Origin of the sequence: Microbacterium deferens (assembly GCF_045517775.1) — a bacterium.
Lineage (GTDB): Bacteria > Actinomycetota > Actinomycetes > Actinomycetales > Microbacteriaceae > Microbacterium.
This window is the reverse complement of record NZ_JBEUWT010000001.1, coordinates 861,579-878,867: the sequence shown is the minus strand read 5'-3', so window position 1 is coordinate 878,867 and position 17,289 is coordinate 861,579. Positions and strand designations below refer to the sequence as shown.

The window sequence follows — 17,289 nt, the reverse complement described above, 5'->3', positions numbered from 1 at the left end:
TAGTGTCGAACAATGGCGTCTCCGCGCATCACCCTCACCGTCCCGGGCCCTGATGGCGATCGGGAGGTGGGGCTGTCGAGCCCCGATCGCGTGCTCTGGCCGGATGCGGGGATCACCAAGCGCGAGCTCGCCGAGTACTTCGTCGCCGTGGCGGAGCCGTTCCTCGCGGCGAACGGCGACCGACCTGTGTCGTTGGAGAGGTTTCCCGACGGCATCGAGGGGGAGAGCTTCTTCTCGAAGAACCCGCCGAAAGGTGCGCCCGACTACGTCGAAGCGGTGACCGTCACCTACAACAGCGGACGCACGCATCCGCAGCTCGTCCTCACCGAGATCGCGTCGGCGGTGTGGGCCGCACAGATGAACACCATCGTCTTCCATCCGTGGGCGTCGCTCGCCGACGACACCGACCGACCCGTCGAGCTGCGCATCGACCTCGACCCCCAGCCCGGCACCGGGTTCGCCGAGGCCGTCGCCGCCGCCCACGGGCTGCGCGAGGTACTCCACGACGCGGGGCTCGAACCCTGGATCAAGACCAGCGGGAACCGCGGGCTGCACGTCTTCTGCCCCATCGAACCGACCCACGAGTTCCTCGATGTGCGGCACGCGGTGATCGCCGCGGCGCGTGAGCTGGAACGGCGGATGCCCGATCGCGTGACGACCAACTGGTGGAAGGAGGAGCGCGGAGAGCGGATCTTCGTCGACTTCAACCAGGCGAACCGCGATCGCACCATGGCCGGCGCCTACTCGCCGCGCGCGCTCCCGGCGGCGACCGTCTCCACCCCGGTGACGTGGGACGAGCTCGACGGAGTGGATCCGCGCGCCTTCACCGTACGAACCGTGCCGCAGAGATTGGCCGACGTCGGCGACCCCTGGCGCGGGATCCTCGACACGCGCGGTCGGATCGACGTGCTGCTGCAGTGGTGGGAGCGCGACCTGTCCGCCGGACTCGGCGAGTTGCCGTTCCCGCCCGAGTTTCCCAAGATGCCGGGCGAACCGCCCCGCGTGCAGCCGTCTCGCGCCCGCAAGCCCGATGTGAACTGACGGACCGGGGTGCGCGGGGTGAGCGTCTCGCCGGCGACACCGGGGTGCGCGGATCCGATGTCGCGTGTCGCGGGCCGATCACGATATTGTGGAAAGAGGCGACAAAACGCCGACAGCGTCGAACGGCCAAGGGCGGCCGGGAATCGGAGAACAAGGGTGCGAACGTCGAACGGACGCAGATCGGTCGGCATCGTCGCCGGGGCAGTGCTCACGGGGGCTCTGCTGCTCCCGGCGGGCGTGGCATCAGCCCAATCCGTCGACGGCGAATCGCTGACCCTCGTCGTCGAGATCCCCGAGCGCACCGCCGCTCCCACCCCGTCGCCCACGGCGACGATCGATCCGACACCGTGGCCGCAGCCGTCGTCGAGCTCCACGGCCGCGCCGGGCAACGGCTCCTCGGGCAATGGCGCGTCGGGTAACGGCGCATCGGGTCAGCTCCCCGCGACCGGCGGCGAGGGACTGCTCTGGCTCCTGGTCGCCGGCGGCGCGATCACCGCGGTCGGCCTCACGATCCGGGGCGCGGCGCGTTCGCGTCAGTCGAGCACGTCGCCCAGGTCGTAGGCCGAGACCGTCTCGAGCTGCTCGTACGTGCACGACCGCGCGTCGCGGTCGTCGCGCCACCGCTCGAACTGCACCGTGTGACGGAAACGGTACCCCTCGAGCTGGTCGTACCGGACTTCGAGAACCCGTTCGGGCCGTAGCCGCACGAAGGACACGTCCTTCGACGCCGAGAAGCGAGAGCGGTCGGTCTCTCCGGTGATCGGGTCTCCCACGTCGTCGCGCTCCACGTACGGTGCGAGCTCGTCGATGAGGGAGAGTCGTCGCTCGTTGCTCCATGCGGCCACCCCGCCCACCCCCATGAGGGTGCCCTCGGCGGTGTAGAGCCCGACGAGGAGCGAACCGACGCCCTGACCCGACTTGTGGATGCGGTACCCCAGTGCGACGACGTCCGCCGTGCGGGCGTGCTTGATCTTGAACATGGTGCGCTTGTTCGGGGCGTAGGGCTGGGCGAGCGGCTTCGCGACGACGCCGTCGAGCCCCGCCCCCTCGAATTCCGCGAGCCAGCGCCGCGCGACGTCGGCGTCGTCCGACGTGCGCGTCACGTGCACCGGGTGGGGGAGCCCCACGAGCAGGTCGACGAGTTCGGCGCGACGCACCGAGAACGGCTCGGGCTGGAGGTCGCGCTCGCCGCGCGCGAGCAGATCGAACGCGATGAACATCGCCGGCGTCTCCTCGGCGAGCATCGCCACGCGGGAGGCGGCGGGGTGGATGCGCTGCGACAGCGACTCCCAGTCGAGGCGCTGCGCTCCCGGTTCGCCCCGGGCGACGACGATCTCGCCGTCGATGAGGCACGGCTGCGGAAGAAGGCGGGTGAACGCCTCCACCAGCTCGGGGAAGTACCGGGTGAGGGGCTTCGCGCCGCGGCTGCCGATCTCGACCTCGGTGCCGTCCCACGACACCAGAGCGCGGAACCCGTCCCACTTGGGCTCGTAGCTCAGACCGCCGTCGACCTTGGCCTGTTCGGGCACCCGGGGCACGGACTTCGCCAGCATGGGCGCCGGGATGTCGTAGGGCACGACCTCACCCCTCGCCGCCGGAGAGCGACACGGGCGACCGACGCTTCTTTCGCCGGGCCCACTCGGCCGGCTCGTCCTCGCCGTTCCAGACCGACACGATGCCCCACGCGACGGCGGTCAGCGGCACGGCGAGCAGGGTTCCGAGGATTCCGCCGATCGCGGTACCGCCGGCGAGCACGACGAGTACGACGAACGAGTGCAGCTTCATCGTGCGGCCCATCAGCACCGGCTGGAGGAAGTTCCCCTCGAGCTGGTTGACGAGCACGACCACCCCGACGACGAAGAGCGCGTTGACCGGTCCGTTCGCCACCAGCGCGACGAGCGCTGCCAGCACGCCGGCCGAGACCGCGCCGACGATCGGGATGAAGGCGAGGAGGAAGACGAGCACGGCCAGGGGGAGCGCCAGGGGCACCTGGAGGATGAGGAGGCCGATGTAGATGCCGATGGCGTCGACGGCCGCGACCGAGGCGGTGCCCCGCACGTACGAGCCGAGAACCGACACCGTCTTGTCGCCGATGCGTCGCGCGCGGTCGTAGTGGGTGCCGCGGAAGGGCCGCAGCACGAACTCCCACATGCGGGGCCCGTCCTTGAGGAAGAAGAACAGGATCACGATCAGCAGCACGAAACCGGTGGCGAACGATGCGATCGCGCTGACGCCCGCCAGCGCCCCGGTGCCGAACTGTGCGCTCGTGACGAAGTCGGTGACCGCCGACATCGCGCTGTCGATCTGCTCGGGCGAGATGGCGAAGGGCAGCGTGTGGTACCAGTCGAGCGCCTGCGAGAAGCCGTCCTGCGCTTGCGAATAGAGGTCGTCCCACTGGTCGACGACGGCGCGCACGACCAGCCAGCCCAGCCCCGTCAGGACCGCGACGACGGCGAGGAGGGTGAGCAGGGTCGCGATCAGCGACGGCACGCCCTTTCGCCGCATCCACATCGTGAACGGCCCGAACGCCGAGGCGAAGATCAGCGCGAGGATGAGGGGGATCACGACGAGCGTCACCTGCTGGATGCCCCAGATGAGGCCGGCGACGACGATGACGAGCACGATGATCTGCACGCCGCGCAGGGCGAGGCGTCCGAAGCTGTCGGCCCACAACGAGCGGGGTGGGGTGTCTTCGGTGTGCTCGATGGCGGATGCGACGGCATCCTTGTGCACGGGCGCGCGACGGAACAGGCTCATGCTCCGAAGGTAGCCGGTCGCTCCGGTGCGTACCCGGGGTTGCGGCGATGCGTTATACGAACGCGCTCATGCCGGTGATGTCGCGGCCGAGCAGGAGCGCCTGCACGCTCTCGGTGCCTTCGTACGTGTGGATCGCCTCGATGTCGGCCATGTGCTGCATCACGCCGTTCTCGAGCAGGATGCCATTGCCGCCGAGCAGGTCGCGCGCCGTCGACGCGACCCGACGGGCCGCGCGCGTGTTGTGGTACTTCGCGAGCGAGGCCTGTGTGGGACGAAGACCGCCGGATGCTTCGAGGTCGGCCAACCGACGGCAGAACAGCTGCATGCCGGTGAGGTCGTCGAGCATCTGCGTCAGGCGCTCCTGGATGAGCTGGAACTTCGCCAGCGGCTTGCCGAACTGCACGCGCTGCGTCGCGTAGGACAGGGCGGCCTCGTAGCAGGCGGTCGCGTGGCCGAGGGCCGACCACGCCACGCCCGAACGCGTGGCGAAGAGCACGGTCGACGCATCTTTGAAGCTCTTCGTGCCGGGAAGCACCGCGCTCAGCGGCACCCGGACATCGTCGAGCGCGATGTGCGCCTGGTGGATCGCGCGCAGCGACGCCTTGCCGGGGATGACGGTGCCGGTGTACCCGGGGAGCGACTGCTCGACGAGGAAGCACCGCACCGAGCCGTGCTCGGCGGCGTCCGGGTCGTCGACGCGCGCCCACACGAAGGTGACCCCGCCGGAGGCGCCGTTGCCGATCCACTTCTTCGCGCCGCGCAGCACCCACGCGTCGCCGTCGCGCCGCGCGACCGTCTCGAGCGAGACCGAGTCCGACCCGTGGTCGGGCTCGGTGAGCGCGAACGCGCCGAGCACGTCGCCGCGGAAGAGCGGCTGCAGCCATCGCTCGCGCTGCTCGGGTGAGCCGTAGAGCGCGAGCGTGCGCAGGGCGAGTCCGCCCTGGACGGCCACGATGGTGCCGAGCGAGCCGTCGCCGCGGGAGACCTCCATGTTCACCAGTCCCGCCGCCAGGGGAGACGACGCGGGGAGGTCGGGGTCGTCGATGCCGTCGGCGAACAGCCCGAGCTCGCCCATGCGGGGGAGGAGGTCGATGGGGAACTCCGCGGCATCCCACGCGCCCTGCATCCGCGTTCCGACCTCGTCGATGAGAGTCTGCGCGTTCTTCCAGGCGTCGAGGTCGGCACCGGACACGTCGGCGAAGACCGCGTAGTAGTCGGTGCCGCGTCGGCCGGTGAGGTCGTAGCGCGAGACGGCCTCGCCGGGGAGGTGTGAAGTAGCAGCGTCGCTCATGCGAACCACGCTAGACGGTCGAGCCCCCGATGCGGGCGGGTTGCCTCGACCGCGTCGAGGTGTCGTGTCAAGCCGCCTGCGCCCGGTCACCGGCGGGCGTTGACTGACGCGCATGACCTCTCTGTGGAAGCACGGGCTGGAGCCCGTCACCGGTACGACGATCGAAGCCGGCGCCGCGCACGAGGTCGTCGTCGTGGGTGCCGGGATCACGGGACTGTCGACCGCGCTGATGCTCGTGAGGTCGGGATTCGACGTCGCCCTCGTCGAGAAGGGCGATGTCGCCGAACTCGCCACGGGCTCGAACACCGGCAAGGTCTCGCTCCTTCAGGGAACGACCCTCTCGGGGCTGCGGCGTCACCATCCCGCCCGACTCGTCCGCGCCTACGTCGAGGCCAATCGCACCGGCGCGGAATGGGTGGCCGACACCGCACGCGAACTCGGCGTCCCGGCCACGCGACGCACGGCCTATACCTATGCGCAGGATGCCGGTGGAGTGCGCGCGGTCGGCGACGAGCATGCCGCCGCCACCGAGGCCGGTGTCGAGACGCGCATCGTGGGCGTCGACGAGATGGCGCAGGTGCCGTTCCCGATCGCGCGGGCCGTCGCGCTCGACGACCAGCTCGCGCTGGATCCGGCCCGTTTCGCCCGCGCGCTCGCCGCGGCCTTCGTCGCCGAGGGCGGTCGCCTCCACACCCGCACCCCGGTGCGGCGGGTGAGCGTGACCGGCACGCCGACGGTGCACACGGATGCGGGGGACCTCTCGGCGCACCGCGTGGTGCTGGCGACGGCGACGCCGATCATGGACCGCGGGCTCTACTTCGCCAAGACCAGCGGCCTGCGATCGTCGTGCGTCTCGTTCGCGCTCGAGGGGGATGCCTTCGACGGCATGTACCTCTCCACCGACGATCCCTCGCGCTCGATCCGCGTCGTCCGCCAGGCAGACGGACCCGTCGATGCCCCGCAGCTGATCGTCGGGGGAGCGGGTCACCCCGTCGGCCGCGAGGACTCGGCGCTCACCCTCGTGGACGAACTCGTCGCCTGGGCCCGGCAGCACCTCCCGATCGGTGAGGAGACCCACCGGTGGTCGGCGCAGGACTACCGCTCGCACAACCTCGTGCCGTTCGTCGGCACACTTCCGCGCTCACTCGGGCGGGTGAGCTTCGCGACGGGGTACGCGAAGTGGGGGCTGACGAACGGCCCGGCGGCGGCGATGCGCCTCGTGTCGGAGCTCCGCGGCGAGAAGCGGCGCGATCGCCCGCGCTGGATGACCGTGATCGGCACGCGGCTGACGGTGCCGGCCGACCTCGCACAGGGTGCGGTCGAGAACGCGTCGGTCGCTCGGGAGGCCGCTCGAGGCTGGGCGGCGGCCGAGTCGACGGCCGTGCCCGTGCCGCGCCCGGGCGACGGCGACGGCATCGTCGCGCAGCGCTCCGGCAGACCCGTCGGGATCTCGACGACCGACGGTGTCACCCGGGCCGTCGACGCCGTCTGCCCCCATCTGGGCGGAGTGCTCTCCTGGAACGATCTCGAGTGCACGTGGGACTGCCCGTTGCACGCCTCGCGGTTCGCTGCGGACGGCACCCGCATCGAGGGTCCGGCGGTAACCGACCTGCGTCGCCTGGACGACGGGGCGCAGGCCTGACGGTTCGCGCAGCCGGGACGGCCGCCTGCGCGGCCTCGGACGGGGCCGCGGATTCGGGCCTCCAGGGTCGGGATAGTAGGGTGGGGGACTGGTCGATATATCTCGACATCAAGATGTTTCCGGCTCCCCCGTCCCATCGTCCAGCGAAGGATTCTCCGTGGATCTGTACGAGTACCAGGCACGCGATCTGTTCGAAAAGTACGAGGTGCCGGTGCTTGCCGGCATCATCGCCGACACCCCCGAAGAAGTGAGAGCCGCGGCTGAGAAGCTGGGCGGCGTCGTCGTCGTCAAGGCTCAGGTCAAGACCGGCGGCCGCGGAAAGGCCGGCGGCGTGAAGGTCGCCAAGACCCCCGACGAGGCGTTCGAGGCGGCCCAGGCCATCCTCGGCCTCGACATCAAGGGTCACGTCGTCAAGCGCGTGATGGTCGCCGCAGGCGCCCGCATCGCCCAGGAGTTCTACTTCTCCGTGCTGCTCGACCGCGCGAACCGCTCGTACCTGAGCCTCGCCAGCGTCGAGGGCGGCATGGAGATCGAGCAGCTCGCCGTCGAGAAGCCCGAGGCGCTCGCGCGCATCGAGGTCGACCCGATCGAGGGGATCACCCCCGAGAAGGCGCTCGAGATCGCCAAGGCCGGCGGTTTCGACGACGAGCTCGCTCCCAAGGTCGCCGACGTCTTCGTCAAGCTCTACGCCGTCTACACCGGCGAAGACGCCACGCTGGTCGAGGTCAACCCGCTGATCCTCTCGGAGGAGGGCGACGTCATCGCCCTCGACGGCAAGGTCTCGCTCGACGAGAACGCCGGCTTCCGCCACCCCGAGCACGAAGAGCTCGAGGACAAGGACGCCGCCGACCCGCTCGAGGCCAAGGCCAAGGCCCACGACCTCAACTACGTCAAGCTCGACGGCCAGGTCGGCATCATCGGCAACGGCGCGGGCCTGGTCATGTCGACCCTCGACGTGGTGGCATACGCCGGTGAGAAGCACGGCGGCGTCAAGCCCGCGAACTTCCTCGACATCGGCGGCGGGGCCTCGGCCACGATCATGGCGGCCGGGCTCGACGTCATCCTCGGCGACGAGCAGGTCAAGAGCGTGTTCGTCAACGTCTTCGGCGGCATCACCTCGTGCGTCGCGGTCGCCGACGGCATCGTGAAGGCACTCGAGATCCTCGGCGACACCGCTTCCAAGCCGCTCGTCGTGCGCCTCGACGGCAACCAGGTCGAAGAGGGTCGCGCGATCCTCGCCGCCGCCAACCACCCGCTCGTGACCCTCGCCGCCGGTATGGACGAGGGTGCCGACAAGGCCGCCGAGCTGGCGAACGCCTGACCCGACGCTTCGACAAGCTCAGCGACTGATTCGAAGGACATAAGAAATGTCGATCTACCTCAACAAGGACTCCAAGGTCATCGTCCAGGGCATCACGGGCGGCGAAGGCACCAAGCACACCGCGCTCATGCTGAAGGCCGGCACCCAGGTCGTGGGCGGTGTCAACGCTCGTAAGGCGGGCACCGTCGTCGCGCACACGGACAAGGACGGCAACGACGTCGAGCTGCCCGTGTTCGCCTCGGTCGCCGAGGCGATCGCCGCGACCGGCGCCGACGTGTCGATCGCGTTCGTGCCGCCGGCGTTCACGAAGGACGCCATGATCGAGGCCATCGACGCCGAGATCCCGCTGCTCGTCGTCATCACCGAGGGCGTGCCCGTGGGCGACAGCGCCGAGGCATGGGCCTACGCGAAGTCGAAGGGCGAGACCACGCGCATCATCGGTCCGAACTGCCCGGGCATCATCACGCCCGGTGAGGCGCTCGTCGGGATCACCCCCGCCAACATCACGGGTAAGGGCCCCATCGGCCTCGTCTCGAAGTCGGGCACCCTGACCTACCAGATGATGTTCGAGCTGCGCGACCTCGGCTTCTCGACCGCCATCGGCATCGGCGGCGACCCGATCATCGGCACGACGCACATCGACGCGCTCGCCGCGTTCGAGGCCGACCCCGAGACCAAGGCCATCGTCATGATCGGCGAGATCGGCGGCGACGCCGAAGAGCGCGCGGCCGACTTCATCAAGGCCAACGTCACCAAGCCCGTCGTGGGCTACGTGGCCGGTTTCACCGCACCCGAGGGCAAGACCATGGGCCACGCCGGCGCCATCGTCTCGGGTTCGGCGGGCACCGCGCAGGCCAAGAAGGAGGCCCTCGAGGCCGCCGGAGTCAAGGTCGGCAAGACGCCCAGCGAGACCGCGACGCTCATGCGCGAGATCATCGCCGCACTGTAAGCACGCACCCGAGGGGGCGGATGCTTCGACACCGGCGCGCAGGCGCCGTGGTCGAAGCATCCGCCCCTTCGTCGTCGCGGCATAGGGTGGGGAGCATGCCGCTTTCCGGGGAGTATCTACCCAGCACGTCCGAGTGGGCCCGCAACCAGGCCGAGACCTTCGAAGCCACCGGGGGTGCCGAAGCCGCCGAGTTGCGCGGTGTGCCGATCATCGTGCTCACGACCGTGGGCGCCAAGTCGGGGGCGCTGCGCAAGACCGCCCTCATGCGCGTCGAGCACGACGGTCGCTACGCCGTCGTCGCCTCGCAGGGAGGCGCGCCGAAGGCTCCCGCGTGGTATTGGAACCTCGTCAAAAACGCACACGTCGAGCTTCAGGACGGCGCCGTGACCCGCGACTACCTCGCGCACGAGGCCGAGGGCGACGAGTACACCCGGTGGTGGGCGCGGGCCACCGCGGTGTGGCCCGACTACGACGCGTACCAGGCGAAGACCGATCGCCGGATCGCGGTGTTCGTTCTCGAACCCGTCGCCGACTGACCCCCCGCTCGCGCGGGTGACGCGCAGACGGGCGTCGCTGCGCCGATCGGTCATCGGCGAACCCTAGAATCTCCCTGCTCCACCGGTCGGGGCGGCGGATCGGGGGACTCGGCATGACCGCACAGCGGGCGCGACGCGCACGGTCGATCGCGATCGGCATCGGTGCCGGCGTGCTGGTCGTCGTCGCCGCTCTGGCGCTCGGCGCGTACCTGGCACCCCGCGTTCTCCCCAACCTCTTCACCGAGGTGTCCGACGAGGCGCACCGGCAGACGATCATCGACGCGGGCACCAGCGCGACGGTCGTCGTTCCCGCCGGCTGGGCGTCGCAACGTGCGTGGGGCAGCGAGAGCGAACTCGTCGTGCGATCGCCCGATGGCGGGCTGTCCGTGACCTTCACCATCTCGGCCGACGCTGCGCAGCCGACGGTCGCCTCCGACGACGTGGCGGGTCGAGGCGGGGCCGTCGTCGAGCGGCTCGCCTCCGGCCTCGATGTCGCGCACGCGCAGACCGACGATGCCCTCGTCCTCGCGGTCGGACGAGGGGCGGCCGGACCGAGCATGAGGATGGTCGCGACCGGATCGAGGGAAGATCTCGCCCCCTACCGGCCGGTCATCGCCGACCTGCTCGAGAGCGTGCGGGTGGGATCATGAGGCGGCGCCGTTTCGTCGCCGTCGTCGCGATGAGCGCGCTCCTGCTGAGCGGTTGCGCCGTCGCGAGCGATCCGCAGTGGACGCCACCCGGCTGGGAGGAGCACGACATCCGCATCACGACACAGCCCGAGCCGGTCGACCCGGCAGGCGTCGGGGCACTCAGCGGCGAACGTCTCCGCAACGACACCGTCGGCCTCCAGGCCCGGTTCTCGTTGCTCCCCGGCTCCGGGGCGTTCGACGACCGGATCGTCGGCATGGTCCGCGACGCCGCCCTGGGCCGTGCTGCGGCGATCGGCAAGACCTATGCACCCGAGGTGTTCCCCCTCGGCGCCGGACTCGGCGACCGCGGATGCGTGCGCGGGGCAACGCTCAGAACCGGTGCCGAGGTGCTGGCCGATCCTGCCCTGGGGCCGGTGGGCGGCACGGGCGTCGCCGTCGTCTGCGACATCGTCGCCGCGACCGGGCCGATCCTCGGCGAACGGGTGAGGATCATCGCCGGTGGCCCGGGCGGCGTGGCGTCGGACGACACGACCATCGTCTACGCCGACGTCGCCACCGGTGCGGTCGGCTCCGCCGCGGATCTCTGGAATCTGCACGCATCCGCTCGCCTCTACGGCGAGATCGTGGAGCTGTTGCGCCGCGAGGCGGGCGCGCTCAGCCTCGCGACGGCCGCGCCCGCCGACGAGGCGGGCCTGGCGGAGTTCGCCCCCGCCCTCGGGACGACCGTCCCCGGCGCGGGCGGGTCGCTCGTCATCACGATCGCGCCCGGTTTCACCGCGCCCGAGCTCGCGGCGCTCGACATGCCGCCGACCGACTCGCCGCTCGTGATCGAGGTGCCTGCGGCGACCGCCGCGACCCTGGTCACGCCGCTGGGCGCCGCGCTCGTCGCGGCCGGGCAGGCGGGCGCCGCTTTCGACAGCCCCGTCGCGCTGCCCGCCGGGAGCACCCCGATCGATTGCGACCTCTTCCCGTGCGTGGCGCTCACGTACGATGACGGCCCCAGCGACTTCACCGCCGGCATCCTCGACGAGCTCGCCTCACGGCGGGCGGCCGCGACGTTCTTCACGATGGGCGACAAGTCCTCGCGCTACGGCGACGTTCTGCGCCGGATGGTGGCGGAGGGGCATCTCGCCGAGAACCACACCTGGAACCACCCGCACCTCCCCGACATCCCGCTCGACGCCGCGCTCCGGCAGATCCGCGATGCCACGGGGGCGATCGAGAAGCAGACGGGGGAGCGGGTCACGATGTTCCGCCCGCCGTACGGCGAGTACACGTCCCGGATCGTCGCGGGGGCGGGCCTTCCCGCGATCCTCTGGGACGTCGACACGTTCGACTGGCAGGGGATCGCCGACGACGTGTTGATCGGCCGCGCCGTCGAGCAGCCCCGACCCGGATCGATCGTGCTGCAGCACGACATCCAGCCGAACACCGCCCGTACCGCCGGAGCGGTCTACGACGGGCTGCGCGACAGGGGCTTCAGCCTGGTGACCGTTGCGCAGCTGTTCGGGGGCCAGGTGCCCGCGTCGGGCGCCTGGCGCAGCGGCCGCTGAGCCTGCGCGTGTCCCGTCGCGGGACGCGCCGCACCCGCGGGTAGGGTCGTTCGCGCATGCATCGCCTCCTCGTCGTTCTCCTCGCCGCCCTCGACGCCGTCATCGCGGCAGCGGGCGGCGTCGCCGTCGTGCTCGCACCACTGACCCTGTTGTGGGTCGTCGGCTTCGGATCCGGCGCCGACTGGGCCACGCTCTGGCCTGCGAGCGGGGCGATCTGGCAGCTCGGGCACCTCGTGCCGCTCGAGCTCACGCTGCCGCCCGAATATCTGAACGTCGCCGGCATCGACCCGACGGCGGCGTCGTTCACGCTCTCGCTCGCGCCGCTCGCCCTCGCCGTCTTCACGGCGCTGTTCGCCGCCCGATCCGGTCGCCGCGCGGCCCAGGCCGGTGCCCCCGCGACCGGAGCGGCGACGGGCGTGGTGGTCTTCACGGCCATCGCCGCCGTCATCGCGCTCACGACGGTCAACGACCTCGCCACCGTCGAGCTCTGGCAGGCGGTGCTCTTCCCCGCTCTCGTCTTCGGGCTGCCCGCCGTGCTCGGCGCGGTCGTCGAATCGTGGCGCCTCGACGAACACGGACCGATCGCGCGGCTGCGGTCTCGGATCGAGCACGGCACCTGGGGAGCGCTGCCGGGCCTCCTCGTGCGGGGCAGCGCCATCGCCGTGACGGGCCTGATCGGCGTTGCCGCGACCGTCACGGGCATCGCCGTCCTGCTGCGCGGCGGCGAGATCGTGGCATTGTTCGAGGCCGCCCACGTCGACGCCGCCGGCGTGATCGTGCTCGCCCTCGCGCAGCTCGCCTACCTTCCGACGCTGATCGTCTGGGCGCTGTCGTTCGTCGCGGGTCCGGGCTTCGCGCTCGGTGAGGGCACCGCCGTCTCCCCCGCGGGCACGCAGCTGGGAGTGCTGCCCGGCATTCCGGTTCTCGGGGTCGTTCCCGAGTCGTCGACGACGTGGCTGCTGCTCCTGGCACTCCTCCCGGTCGCGGTCGGGGTGCTGACCGGGTGGATGCTGCGCTCCCGCCTCGCTGCGAGGCCCGACGCCGCGCGCGACCACGACGGCGGTCTGCTGTTCCGCCTCGTGCTCGCGGTGTCGGTGGCGGTCGTGACGGGTGCCGCCGCCGCCCTCCTGGCCGTCTTCGGGTCGGGATCGATCGGGCCGGGGCGACTCGCGCGGATCGGCCCCGACGCCGGTGCTCTCGCGTTCACCGTCGGAGTGGAGGTGCTCGTCGGTGCGGCGATCCTTCTGCTTCTGCCGCGACGCGCGAGCGACGACGAGCGCCGCGAGGTCGCCGCATCCGTCACACCCGTGCGTCCCGCACCCCCCGACCCCGGTCTCGATACCTGGCGCCTCCTGGCCGCCGAGCGTCCGTTCTCCCACCCCGAACGCCCCATCCCGACGAGCGACACGTGGCAGGCCCCGCCGACCGAACCGGGCGAGCCGACGGCCGCCGGTGACCGCGAGCACGCCCACCCGGTGCCGGTCGACGCGGATGCGACCGAGCCGATCCCCGGATTCGAGCGCGGGGGCGCGTCGGACGGCGACGAGGGTCGGCGGCGCCCGTCGGTAGACTGACCGGGTGTTCACCGTCGCGGTCCTCATCTCGGGCACCGGATCGAACCTCCGGGCCCTTCTCGAGGCCGCCGCTTCCGCCGATTTCCCGGCCAGGGTCATCGTCGTCGGAGCCGACCGCGAGGCCGAGGGATTCGCGCACGCCGAGGCTTTCGGCATCCCCACGTTCCTCGTGGCGTACGAGCAGTTCGACTCGCGCGCCGAGTGGGGGAGCGAGCTCACCGAGCAGCTCGCCGTCTGGAACCCCGACCTCGTCGTGTTGAGCGGACTGATGCGCGTGCTTCCGCCGGCGGTCGTCGACGCGTGGTCGCCGCGGCTGATCAACACCCACCCCGCCTACCTGCCCGAGTTCCCCGGCGCGCACGGAGTGCGCGACGCCCTCGCCGCGGGCGTCACCGAGACGGGGGCCACCGTGCACGTCGTGGACAGCGGCGTCGACACCGGACCGATCCTCGCCCAGGAGCGCGTCGCCGTGCGGGCCGGTGACGACGAACACCGCCTCCACGACCGCATCAAGCCCGTCGAGCGCCGTCTGCTCATCGACGTGGTGCGCCGCATCGCGACCGGCGACCTCGACCTCTCCTCGACCGTCCCGTTGCCGATCGTTGCTCGGCACGACGAAGCATCCGCCCTCGACACACCCTAGGAGTCCCCATGGCCGGACCTCGGCACGACCCCTCCCTCTACCGCGACCGTGACGTCGTGGCAGTCCGCCGCGCACTCGTCTCGGTCAGCGACAAGACCGATCTGCTGCGCCTCGCCGAGGCGCTCGCCGGCGCCGGCGTCGAGATCGTCTCGACGGGTTCGACCGCGGCGACGATCCGCGAGGCCGGCCATGCCGTCACCGACGTGTCGGCGGTCACGGGCTTCCCCGAGTCGCTCGATGGCCGAGTGAAGACCCTGCACCCGGGCGTGCACGCCGGGCTGCTCGCCGACCTCCGCCTGGAGAGCCATGAGCGCCAGCTCGACGAGCTCGGCATCGCGCCGTTCGAACTCGTCGTGGTGAACCTCTACCCGTTCGTCGAGACGGTCGCCTCGGGGGCCGAGGGCGACGACGTCGTCGAGCAGATCGACATCGGCGGCCCCGCGATGGTGCGCGCCGCGGCGAAGAACCACGCGAACGTCGCGATCGTCGTCTCGCCCGAGTCGTACCCCACGATCATCGATGCGCTCGGCGCCGGCGGCACGACCCTCGCCCAGCGCCGCGAACTGGCCGCCCGCGCCTTCGCGCACACGGCCGCGTACGACACGGCGGTCTCGACGTGGTTCGCCGACGACACGCTCTCGTCGGCCGACGAACTGCCCGCGCACCTGACGATCGCGGCCGAACGTCTCGAGCCCCTCCGCTACGGCGAGAACTCGCACCAGCGCGCGGCGATCTACTCCCGCGCAGGCGGCCACGGCATCGCCCAGGCCCGCCAGCTGCAGGGCAAGGGGATGTCGTACAACAACTACGTCGACGCGGATGCTGCGCTTCGCGCCGCGTTCGACATGGTCAAGCCCGCCGTCGCGATCATCAAGCACGCGAACCCCTGCGGCATCGCCGTGGCCGCACCCAACGCGCTCGACGAGATCGCCAGCGCCCACCTGCGCGCCCACGAGTGCGACCCCGTGTCGGCCTTCGGCGGCGTCATCGCCGCGAACCGCACCGTGACGCTGAAGATGGCCGAGAACCTGCGCGACATCTTCACCGAGGTGATCATCGCGCCCGACTTCGAGCCCGAGGCGCTCGAGGTCTTCAAGCTCAAGCAGAACCTGCGCGTGCTGTGCTTGCCGACGGACTGGGAGCAGGAGCGCCTCGACGTGCGCCTCGTCTCGGGCGGACTCCTGCTGCAGGACGCCGACCGCTTCCCCGACGACATCGAGTCGGTCGCGAAGGACTGGCAGCTCGTCTCGGGCGAGCAGCCCGGCGAGGCCGAGATGCAGAACCTGATCTTCGCGTGGAAGTCGTGTCGCGCGGTGAAATCCAACGCCATCGTCCTGGCCAAGGGCTCCGCGACGGTCGGTATCGGGATGGGTCAGGTCAACCGCGTCGACTCGTGCCGTCTGGCCGTCGAGCGCGCCGGTGACCGCGCCGCGGGCTCGGTCGCCGCATCCGATGCCTTCTTCCCCTTCGCCGACGGCCCTCAGGTGCTGCTCGACGCGGGGGTGTCGGCGATCGTGCAGCCGGGCGGTTCGGTGCGCGACGAGGAGGTCATCGACGCGGCCCGTGCCGCCGGCGTGACGATGTTCTTCACGGGCGAGCGCCACTTCTTCCACTGACCCCGGTGGTTCGCCGAAGACCGCGAGACTTCACCCGGGGCACGAGACTGCAGCCGACGCTCGCAGTCTCGTGGCCACGATGAAGTCTCGCGGTCTGTGGGCTACCTCAGGGAGTCGGGCGGCCGTAGGTTTCGAGAAGGCGCAGCCAGACCTCGCTGACGGTCGGGTACGACGGCACGGCGTGCCACAGGCGCGTCAGCGGCACCTCGCCGACGATCGCGATCGTCGCCGAATGCACCAGTTCGGCTACGTCGGGACCCACGAAGGTCGCGCCGATGATCGTGCCGCGGTCTTCGTCGACGATCGCGCGGGCCTGGCCCTTGTACGAGTCCGACTGCTCGCTGGCACCGGCGATCCACGACAGGTCGTAGTCGAGAACACGGATGCGGCGTCCCGCCTTCTCGGCGGAGGCCGCGGTGAATCCGACGGAGGCGACCTCGGGGTCGGTAAAGGTCACCTGCGGCACGGCATCGTGATCGGCCGTTGCGACGTGGGCGCCCCAGGGCGCGTCGTCGACCGGCGTGCCCTGGGCGCGGGCGGCGATGACGTCGCCGGCGGCGCGCGCCTGGTACTTGCCCTGGTGGGTGAGCAGCGCCCGGTGGTTCACGTCGCCCACCGCGTAGAGCCAATCCGTCCCGCGCACGAGCAGCGTGTCGTCGACGTCCAGCCAGGAGTCGGGCTCGAGTCCGACCGTCTCGAGGCCGAGTCCGCCGGTGCGGGGGATGCGCCCGGTCGCGACCAGCACTTCTTCTGCTTCGACGGTGGTGCCGTTCGACAGCTCGATGGCGACGAGGCCCGCGTCGGTGCGACGAGCCGAGACGGCGTCCACTCCCGTCTTCACCGTGGCGCCGAGGTCGGAGAGGGATGCGGCGACGAGCTCTCCCGCGAACGGTTCGTTGTTGGCGAGCAGCCCTGAGCGCGCCACGAGCGTGACGGCGCTCCCCAAGCTCGCGTAAGCGGTCGCCATCTCGGCCCCCACAACGCCGCCGCCGAGGATCGCGAGCGACGCGGGAATCTTCTGGGCGCTCGTGGCTTCGCGGCTGGTCCACGGCTCCACCTCGGCGAGCCCGGGAATGTCGGGGAGGAGGGCGGCGGACCCGGTGCACACGGCGACCGCGTGCCGGGCGACGAGGTCGGTCGTCGTGCCGTCGTCGGCGGTGACGCGCACGGTCTTCTCGCCGGTCAGCGCACCGTAGCCGCGGACGAGATCGATGCCCGCGCCCTGCAGCCATTCGACCTGGCTCGAGTCGTTCCAGTCGTGCGTCATCGAATCGCGTCGGCGCAGGACGGCGGCCACGTCGAGGTCGCCCGTGACGGCCTGCTTCGCGCCGTCGACGGCCTGTGCCGCTCGCAGAGCCGCGCCACTGCGCAGCAGCGCTTTCGACGGCATGCACGCCCAGTAGGAGCACTCACCGCCCACGAGCTCAGCTTCGACGATGACGGCCGAGAGACCCCTCTGCACGGCCCGGTCGGCGACGTTCTCTCCGACAGGACCGGCTCCGATGACGATGACGTCGTATTCGCGCGCACTCATGGCCACACGCTACCGCCGCACGAGCCAGGGGTGGGCGGGGCTTGCGCGTCGTGTGGAGAGGGGGAGCGCTGGCCCGCTCTGCCTCGAGAGTCCAAGACACCCGGACGCGCCGCCCAGGCCGCCCGGGTGTCTTGGACTCTCAGCGCGGACGGGCGCCACGTCCGTGTCCGAAAACCGCCAGC

Annotated in this window: 15 protein-coding genes; 11 read left to right on the top strand and 4 right to left on the bottom strand. The window is 71.1% G+C overall.

Annotated features, from left to right (window positions below; translation table 11 throughout):
• The first annotated feature begins 12 nt into the window (after positions 1-12).
• Positions 13-1,041, top strand: a complete 1,029-nt coding sequence (ligD, locus tag ABTU82_RS04240) for a non-homologous end-joining DNA ligase (protein ID WP_407171939.1) — start codon at positions 13-15, stop codon at positions 1,039-1,041.
• 156 nt (positions 1,042-1,197) lie between these two features.
• A complete protein-coding gene (locus ABTU82_RS04235) occupies positions 1,198-1,602 on the top strand; it encodes an LPXTG cell wall anchor domain-containing protein (protein WP_407171937.1) in 405 nt (134 codons plus the stop codon).
• On the opposite strand, the gene ABTU82_RS04230 is transcribed toward ABTU82_RS04235, so the two are convergent.
• Genes ABTU82_RS04230 through ABTU82_RS04220 form a run of 3 tightly spaced genes read right to left on the bottom strand, consistent with a single transcriptional unit; the run spans position 1,575 to position 5,089 of the window.
• Complete coding sequence (locus ABTU82_RS04230; RefSeq protein ID WP_407171936.1) at positions 1,575-2,618, bottom strand: ATP-dependent DNA ligase; 1,044 nt, start codon at positions 2,616-2,618, stop codon at positions 1,575-1,577. The two genes, ABTU82_RS04235 and ABTU82_RS04230, sit on opposite strands and share 28 nt — an antisense overlap.
• Positions 2,619-2,622: 4 nt before the next feature.
• Complete coding sequence (locus tag ABTU82_RS04225; protein WP_407171935.1) at positions 2,623-3,798, bottom strand: AI-2E family transporter; 1,176 nt, start codon at positions 3,796-3,798, stop codon at positions 2,623-2,625.
• 52 nt (positions 3,799-3,850) lie between these two features.
• Positions 3,851-5,089, bottom strand: coding sequence for an acyl-CoA dehydrogenase family protein (locus ABTU82_RS04220; RefSeq protein ID WP_407171933.1), 1,239 nt, complete (start codon positions 5,087-5,089; stop codon positions 3,851-3,853).
• 112 nt (positions 5,090-5,201) lie between these two features.
• On the opposite strand from ABTU82_RS04220, the gene ABTU82_RS04215 reads away from it, so the two are divergent.
• The 9 genes from ABTU82_RS04215 (at position 5,202) to purH (ending at position 15,573) form a co-directional block, all read left to right on the top strand.
• Positions 5,202-6,731 (top strand): FAD-dependent oxidoreductase, encoded by a 1,530-nt coding sequence (locus ABTU82_RS04215; RefSeq protein WP_407171931.1) that lies wholly within the window; start codon positions 5,202-5,204, stop codon positions 6,729-6,731.
• Between the two features lie 157 nt (positions 6,732-6,888).
• Positions 6,889-8,052, top strand: a complete 1,164-nt coding sequence (gene sucC / locus ABTU82_RS04210) for an ADP-forming succinate--CoA ligase subunit beta (RefSeq protein WP_116645954.1) — start codon at positions 6,889-6,891, stop codon at positions 8,050-8,052.
• 46 nt (positions 8,053-8,098) lie between these two features.
• On the top strand, positions 8,099-9,001 hold the full coding sequence (sucD, locus tag ABTU82_RS04205; protein ID WP_116645955.1) for a succinate--CoA ligase subunit alpha: 903 nt from the start codon (positions 8,099-8,101) through the stop codon (positions 8,999-9,001).
• A gap of 95 nt (positions 9,002-9,096) precedes the next feature.
• On the top strand, positions 9,097-9,537 hold the full coding sequence (locus tag ABTU82_RS04200) for a nitroreductase family deazaflavin-dependent oxidoreductase (protein ID WP_116645956.1): 441 nt from the start codon (positions 9,097-9,099) through the stop codon (positions 9,535-9,537).
• A gap of 113 nt (positions 9,538-9,650) precedes the next feature.
• Entirely contained in the window at positions 9,651-10,187 is a 537-nt protein-coding gene (locus ABTU82_RS04195; RefSeq protein WP_116645957.1) for a hypothetical protein, read from the top strand.
• The gene (locus ABTU82_RS04190) at positions 10,184-11,740 is read left to right on the top strand and encodes a polysaccharide deacetylase family protein (RefSeq protein WP_407171927.1); all 1,557 of its coding nucleotides are present in this window, start codon (positions 10,184-10,186) and stop codon (positions 11,738-11,740) included. Before ABTU82_RS04195 ends, ABTU82_RS04190 begins: the two co-directional genes overlap by 4 nt.
• Before the next feature lie 56 nt (positions 11,741-11,796).
• Positions 11,797-13,314 (top strand): cell division protein PerM, encoded by a 1,518-nt coding sequence (locus ABTU82_RS04185; protein WP_407171924.1) that lies wholly within the window; start codon positions 11,797-11,799, stop codon positions 13,312-13,314.
• 4 nt (positions 13,315-13,318) lie between these two features.
• Positions 13,319-13,957, top strand: a complete 639-nt coding sequence (gene purN / locus ABTU82_RS04180; RefSeq protein WP_116645959.1) for a phosphoribosylglycinamide formyltransferase — start codon at positions 13,319-13,321, stop codon at positions 13,955-13,957.
• An 8-nt stretch (positions 13,958-13,965) separates the two neighbouring features.
• On the top strand, positions 13,966-15,573 hold the full coding sequence (purH, locus tag ABTU82_RS04175; RefSeq protein WP_116645960.1) for a bifunctional phosphoribosylaminoimidazolecarboxamide formyltransferase/IMP cyclohydrolase: 1,608 nt from the start codon (positions 13,966-13,968) through the stop codon (positions 15,571-15,573).
• 106 nt (positions 15,574-15,679) lie between these two features.
• Here purH and ABTU82_RS04170 read toward each other — a convergent pair whose 3' ends face one another.
• Positions 15,680-17,107, bottom strand: coding sequence for a dihydrolipoyl dehydrogenase family protein (locus tag ABTU82_RS04170; RefSeq protein WP_407171921.1), 1,428 nt, complete (start codon positions 17,105-17,107; stop codon positions 15,680-15,682).
• Positions 17,108-17,289 lie beyond the last annotated feature (182 nt).

Coding starts and splice junctions, on each gene's coding strand:
- ABTU82_RS04195 (WP_116645957.1), top strand. CDS start 9,651: ATGACCGCACAGCGGGCGCGACGCGCACGGTCGATCGCGATCGGCATC.
- ABTU82_RS04190 (WP_407171927.1), top strand. CDS start 10,184: ATGAGGCGGCGCCGTTTCGTCGCCGTCGTCGCGATGAGCGCGCTCCTG.
- ABTU82_RS04220 (WP_407171933.1), bottom strand. CDS start 5,089: ATGAGCGACGCTGCTACTTCACACCTCCCCGGCGAGGCCGTCTCGCGC.
- ligD (WP_407171939.1), top strand. CDS start 13: ATGGCGTCTCCGCGCATCACCCTCACCGTCCCGGGCCCTGATGGCGAT.
- ABTU82_RS04215 (WP_407171931.1), top strand. CDS start 5,202: ATGACCTCTCTGTGGAAGCACGGGCTGGAGCCCGTCACCGGTACGACG.
- sucD (WP_116645955.1), top strand. CDS start 8,099: ATGTCGATCTACCTCAACAAGGACTCCAAGGTCATCGTCCAGGGCATC.
- ABTU82_RS04170 (WP_407171921.1), bottom strand. CDS start 17,107: ATGAGTGCGCGCGAATACGACGTCATCGTCATCGGAGCCGGTCCTGTC.
- ABTU82_RS04185 (WP_407171924.1), top strand. CDS start 11,797: ATGCATCGCCTCCTCGTCGTTCTCCTCGCCGCCCTCGACGCCGTCATC.
- ABTU82_RS04225 (WP_407171935.1), bottom strand. CDS start 3,798: ATGAGCCTGTTCCGTCGCGCGCCCGTGCACAAGGATGCCGTCGCATCC.
- ABTU82_RS04200 (WP_116645956.1), top strand. CDS start 9,097: ATGCCGCTTTCCGGGGAGTATCTACCCAGCACGTCCGAGTGGGCCCGC.
- purH (WP_116645960.1), top strand. CDS start 13,966: ATGGCCGGACCTCGGCACGACCCCTCCCTCTACCGCGACCGTGACGTC.